Here is a 6,230-nt window from a genome sequence, read left to right on the forward strand (position 1 = left end):
GTGCACGACATCGGCAAGAACATCGTCACCGTGGTGCTGCAGTGCAACAACTTCGAAGTCATCAACATGGGCGTGATGGTGCCGTGCCACGAGATTCTCGCCAAGGCGAAATCGGAGAACGCCGACATCATCGGCCTGTCGGGCCTGATCACGCCCAGCCTCGAGGAGATGCAGTACGTCGCCGGCGAGATGGACAAGGACCAGTATTTCCGCATCAAGAAGATCCCGCTGCTGATCGGCGGCGCGACCTGCTCGCGCGTGCATACGGCGGTGAAGATCGCGCCCAGGTATGAAGGCCCGGTGGTCTACGTGCCCGATGCCTCCCGCAGCGTGAGCGTGGCGCAGAGCCTGCTGGGCGAGCAGCGGGAGACCTATCTCGCCGAAGTCCAGGCGGACTATGACAAGGTGCGCACGCAGCACGCCAACAAGAAGAAAGTGCCGCTGTGGCCGCTGGAGAAGGCGCGCGCCAACGCGACACGCGTGGACTTCGAGAACTTCACCCCCGCCGTGCCGCGCGCGCTCGGGCGCCGCGTGTTCAAGAATTTCGACCTCGCCGAGATCGCCAGATACATCGACTGGGGGCCCTACTTCCAGACCTGGGATCTCGCCGGACCGTTTCCCGCGATCCTGGATGACGAGATCGTCGGCGAGCAGGCGCGCAAGGTGTTCGAGGACGCCAAGGCCATGCTCAAGAAGATCATCGAAGGCCGCTGGCTGCAGGCCAACGGTGTGATGGCGCTTTTCCCGGCCAACCGCGTGGGCGACGACATCGAGTTCTACACGGATGAATCGCGCAGCCAGGTGCTGATGACCTGGTACGGCATGCGCCAGCAAACGGAAAAGCAGGAAATCGAGGGCGTCATGCGCCCGAGCCGCTGCCTCGCCGATTTTGTCGCGACCAAGGAATCCGGCATCAAGGACTACGCGGGTCTGTTCGCGGTGACCGCGGGCATAGGCGCGGAGAAAAAGGACAAGGAGTTCCAGTCCGCGCTCGACGATTACTCGGGCATCATGTTCAAGGCTCTGGCCGACCGTCTGGCGGAAGCGTTCGCCGAATGCCTGCACGAGCGTGTGCGCAAGGACCTGTGGGGCTACGCCGAGGATGAGAACCTGAGCAATGTGGAGCTCATCAAGGAACAATACAAGGGCATCCGGCCCGCGCCCGGCTATCCGGCATGCCCCGACCATACGGCGAAGATCGAACTGTTCAAGGTGCTCGATGCGGCCGAAATCGGCATGGAACTCACCGAAAGCATGGCGATGTTCCCTGCATCCAGCGTGAGCGGTTTCTACATCGGCCACCCGCAGGCCACCTACTTCAACGTCGGCCAGATCGGAGAGGATCAGGTGGAAGACATGGCCGCGCGGCGCGGGATGGATGTCGAGGATCTGCGCAGGCGGCTGGCGCCCAACCTGGGGTGAGTCCCCAGGGCTCCGGGAAAAAGCGAAAGCCCCGCATTGCGGGGCTTTCCATTTGGTGCATCTTTATGCTTGTTAGCGTCCAGAGCACATATCCCAGTGAATATGTAGCGCGAGTCTACATCGACAAATTCAATACTCCAACTTCAAGAAATTGAGCGTTCTCAATATGTATTCAGGTTTGAGATAAATATCAGTGTTAAGAATATCTAACTCCTGGCCTTTTACGCTAAAAACAGCCTGTCAAACAGGAGGGAGCATGCAATATCGACTTGCATTGGATTTGGGTTCGGCGTCGCTTGGCTGGGCCGTTTTCAAGATCAACGACCGTGGGGAACCCACCGCGCTGATAAGAGTCGGGGTAAGGATATTCGGCGACGGGCGTAATCCGAAGGATGGCTCATCGCTCGCGGTGACGCGCCGCGCCGCGCGTGCCATGCGCCGCCGCCGTGACCGCCTGCTCAAGCGCAAGGAGCGCATGTTGCGCAAACTGGTCGAGCATGGATTCTTCCCCGGGGATGCGGCGGCCCGCAAGGCGTATGAGAAGTGCAACCCCTACCAATTGCGCGCCAAGGGCCTGGACCATGCCCTGGCTCCCGCGGAATTCGGGCGCGCGTTATTCCATTTGAATCAGCGCCGAGGCTTTCAGAGCAACCGCAAGACCGACAGGAAGGACAACGATAGCGGGGCGCTCAAGCAGGCGATCGGCACCCTGCGCGCGCAGTTGCAGGACACAGGTTGCAGGACGGTCGGAGAGTGGTACTGGAAGGTGCGGATGCAGGAGCGGCCCGAAGGCGTCAAGGGCCAGGGCGTGCGCGCGCGCTATCGTGAAACGCCCATGAACACCGATGAGGGCAGGAAGCGCATCGACAAACGCTATGACCTGTATGTGGAGCGCGCCATGGTGGCGCAGGAGTTCGATGCCCTATGGGCCGCGCAGGCGGCCTTGGACCCGTCGCGGTTCAATGAGTCCGCGCAAGCGGACCTGCGCGACACCTTGCTGTTCCAACGCCATCTGCGCCCCGTGAAGCCGGGACGCTGCACGCTCATTGCGGAAGAAGAGCGCGCACCGCTCGCACTGCCGGGCACGCAGCGGCTGCGCATCTACCAGGAGGTGAACCATCTGCGCATACTGCATCCCGACCTGCGCGAGGAGGCGTTGACGCTCGCCCAGCGCGACCAGATCGTGATGATGCTCGAATCCAGGCCCAAGGTCGGCTTCGAGCAGATGCGCAAGGCGCTGCATCTGCCGGGGGCCGTGCGGTTCAACCTGGAAGATGCCAGGAGGCAGGAGCTCAAGGGCAACGCGACCACCGCAGCGCTGGGCAAGAAGGATCTGTTCGGCGCGGCGTGGGCCGGATTCGACGCCGCATTGCAGGACGAGATCGTGCTCCAGTTGCTCACGCAGGAAAGCGAAGAGCGCCTGCTCGCCTGGCTGCGCGAACACACCGGTGTGGATGAGGCGCGTGCGGCTGCCATCGCCAATGCAGGCCTGCCCGAAGGCCATGGCAGTCTGAGCCGCAAGGCGCTGGAGCGCATCCTGCCGCAGTTGCGGCGCGATGTGCTTACCTACGACAAGGCGGTCCAGGCCGCAGGCTTTTCGCATCACAGCGATCTGGGTTTTGATTTCGAGTATGGGTCGGACGATGTGGAGCAGATCGGTGAACGCATCATCGCCTCCTCCGGCGAGATCCAGCCGATCCATGCCTTCAGGCAATTGCCATACTATGGCCGCGCGTTGCAGCGCCACGTGGCGTTTGGCAGCGGCAAGCCGGACGATGCCGAGGAAAAGCGCTTTGGCAAGATCGCCAATCCCACGGTACATATCGGATTGAACCAGGTCCGGATTGTCGTCAATACGCTGATCCGCCGGTACGGCAGGCCCAGCGAGATCGTCGTCGAACTGGCGCGCGACCTGAAGCAAAGCCGCGAGCAAAAGCAGGAAGCCCAGCGCAAGCAGGCGGACAACCACAAGCGCAATGCGCGCATCCGGCAATCCATTGCCCGCACGCTCAGCATCAGCGAAGAGCGCGTGCGTACCGCGGACATCCAGAAGTGGATTCTGTGGGAGGAACTGAGCTTCGACGTGGCCGACAGGCGCTGCCCCTACAGCGGCATGCAGATCAGCGCCGCCATGCTGCTCAGCGACCGTGTGGAGATCGAGCACATCCTGCCGTTCTCGAGAACCCTGGACGACAGCCTGAACAACCGGACGGTTGCGCTGCGCGAGGCCAACCGCATCAAGCGCAATCGCACCCCATGGGAGGCGCGCGAAGATTTTGAAGCACGGGGCTGGAGCTATGCGGACATACAACTGCGAGCGGAGCGCATGCCCAGGAACAAGCGTTATCGGTTTGCGCCCGATGGCCATGAGCGCTGGCTGGGTGAAGACAAGGATTTCCTGGCGCGTGCGCTGAACGACACGCGCTATCTCTCGCGGATCGCCGCCGAGTATTTGCGGCTGGTGGCGCCGGGCAGTGCAACGCGCGTCATTCCCGGCCAGATGACGGCCAGGCTGCGCGCCAAGTTCGGCCTGAACAATGTACTGGGCCTGAATGGCCGGAAGAATCGCAACGACCACCGCCACCACGCGGTGGACGCGTGCGTGATCGGCGTGACCGACCAGGGCTTGCTCCAGCGTTTTGCCCAGGCCAACGCCAATGCCCGGGCGGGCGGCCTGGACCGGCTCGTGGACGACATGCCGATGCCTTGGCCGACCTACCGTGAACACGTGGAGCGCGCCGTGAACAACATCTGGGTGAGCCACAAGCCCGACCATGGCCACGAAGGCGCGATGATGGAGGGGACCAGCTACGGCATTCGCCGCGATGGCACCATCAAGCAGCGCAGGAAGGCCGACGGAAGCGCCGGGCGCGAAATCAGCAATCTCATCCGGATCGCCGAGTCTTCACAGCCACAACGGCATGGAGTGAATGAGCAAGGGGAGCCGCTTCCCTACAAGGGATATGTCGGAGGTAGCAACTACTGCATGGAGATCACCGTGGGCGAGAACGGCAAGTGGGTGGGCAAAGTGATCTCGACGTTTGAAGCGTATGCCATCATCGCGCAACTGCGGCGGCAGGGCTGCTCGCCCGGGCAGGCGCAACACCGGCTTCGACACTTCCGCGCGGGACTGAATGGACAACCGCTCGCGCTTCGATTGATGATTGGCGATTGCGTCCGGCTGGAGCATGAAGGCAGCGAACGCACGTTGCGGGTTGCGAAGATGTCCGCGGCGGGCCAGGTCTTCATGTCCGCGCTCAACGAAGCCAACGTCGATGCCCGCGACCGTTCCGGAGAGCTTCGCTACATCTCCAAGATGGCGGGCTCCCTCCAGAAAGCCAAGGCCCGCCAAGTCACGATCTCCCCCATTGGCGAGCTGCGTGATCCGGGCTCGCGGGAGTGATGCATGGTGGGCCGCATAGTCGAGATCGCGGACGACCGGCGCCATCTGTTCATGAATCGCGGCTTCATGGTCGTGCGCGATTCGGAGGGGGAGCGCGAGGAACTCGGACAGATTCCGCTCGACGATATCGCGGCCGTCATCGCCAACGCGCATGGCATCACCTATACCAACAACCTGCTCGTGGCCCTGGCTGAGCGCGGAGCCCCGTTCGTTCTGTGCGGCGCCAATCACAATGTGGTCGGCATGCTGTTCACATTGGATGGACACCACGTCCAGTCCAAGCGGATCGAGGCGCAAATCGCCGCTGGCCAGCCGATGATCAAACGGCTTTGGGCCACCATCGTCAAGGCCAAGATAGCGCAGCAGGCTGCGGCGCTGGAGGCCGCTGGCGCGCCGGCCATGCCCTTGTCCGTCCTCATCGGGAAAGTCCGCAGCGGCGATCCCGACAACATGGAAGGGCAGGCTGCCCGCCGATATTGGAGATTGCTGTTCGGCGCCGACTTTCGCCGTGACCAGGAGGGCGGTGGACTCAATGGGCTGCTCAACTATGGCTACACCATCCTGCGCTCCACCACGGCGCGCGCGGTGGTTGCGGCGGGGCTGCATCCGAGTATCGGGCTGCACCACAGCAACGATGCGAACCCGATGCGTCTCGTCGATGACCTGATGGAGCCGTTCCGTCCGGTCGTGGACCTGAAGGTCTGGCAGCTCCACCGCGGCGCGGAAGGTCATGTGACCCCCGAGACCAAACGCGCGCTGGTCCGCGTTCTCCATGACGACTTGCCGACCAGCATCGGGGTCACGCCCGTCATGGTCTGCATGCAGCGCCTGGCGACTTCGCTGGCCCAGGTCTTCCTGGAAGAACGCACCAAGCTGGACCTGCCGCTGCCGGGGTTGCCGCTGTCGCTGGCAAGCAGCCTGGACGCGGACTGAAGCCGCCGTGATTCGCCATTCATGCATAGCCGCACAACATGCTTTCAGGATACAGACTCATGTGGATGCTGGTGATGTTCGATCTGCCAGTGATCACCAAGGCCGAACGCAAGGCCGCGACGGGCTTTCGCAATGCACTGCTGGACATCGGCTTTCAGATGAGCCAATTGAGTGTCTACCTGCGCTTTTGCACCAGCCAGGCGCAGGTGGACACCCTGTGCAAAACGGTGGAGAGGGCATTGCCGAACGGAGGAAAGGTGCATATCCTCCAGTTCACTGACAAACAGTACGAGCGCACCATCACTTTCCACGGGAAAAGCCAGCAGACCGCGCAGAAACCACCGGATCAGTTCGACCTTTTTTAGCGCCGCACCATGATTTTTCCGCATCGGAAAGCGAAAAACCCCTTGATGAATCAAGGGGTTATCGCGGACAGAGTTTAGTTCACTGGGATATGTGCACTGGCCGGAAC

4 protein-coding genes are annotated in these 6,230 nt (G+C 62.3%); all 4 read left to right on the top strand.

What is annotated here, in order from left to right; all coding sequences use genetic code 11:
- On the top strand, positions 1-1,422 hold a 1,422-nt coding region (locus ABWP92_RS15800), incomplete at its 5' end, for a vitamin B12 dependent-methionine synthase activation domain-containing protein (protein WP_353236359.1).
- A 256-nt stretch (positions 1,423-1,678) separates the two neighbouring features.
- On the top strand, positions 1,679-4,825 hold the full coding sequence (gene cas9 / locus ABWP92_RS15805; RefSeq protein WP_353236360.1) for a type II CRISPR RNA-guided endonuclease Cas9: 3,147 nt from the start codon (positions 1,679-1,681) through the stop codon (positions 4,823-4,825).
- A gap of 3 nt (positions 4,826-4,828) precedes the next feature.
- Entirely contained in the window at positions 4,829-5,758 is a 930-nt protein-coding gene (gene cas1, locus ABWP92_RS15810; protein WP_353236361.1) for a type II CRISPR-associated endonuclease Cas1, read from the top strand.
- 65 nt (positions 5,759-5,823) lie between these two features.
- A complete protein-coding gene (gene cas2 / locus ABWP92_RS15815) occupies positions 5,824-6,123 on the top strand; it encodes a CRISPR-associated endonuclease Cas2 (protein WP_353236362.1) in 300 nt (99 codons plus the stop codon).
- Positions 6,124-6,230 lie beyond the last annotated feature (107 nt).

The sequence above is a fragment of the Diaphorobacter ruginosibacter genome (assembly GCF_040396215.1).
GTDB lineage: Bacteria > Pseudomonadota > Gammaproteobacteria > Burkholderiales > Burkholderiaceae_C > Diaphorobacter_A > Diaphorobacter_A ruginosibacter_A.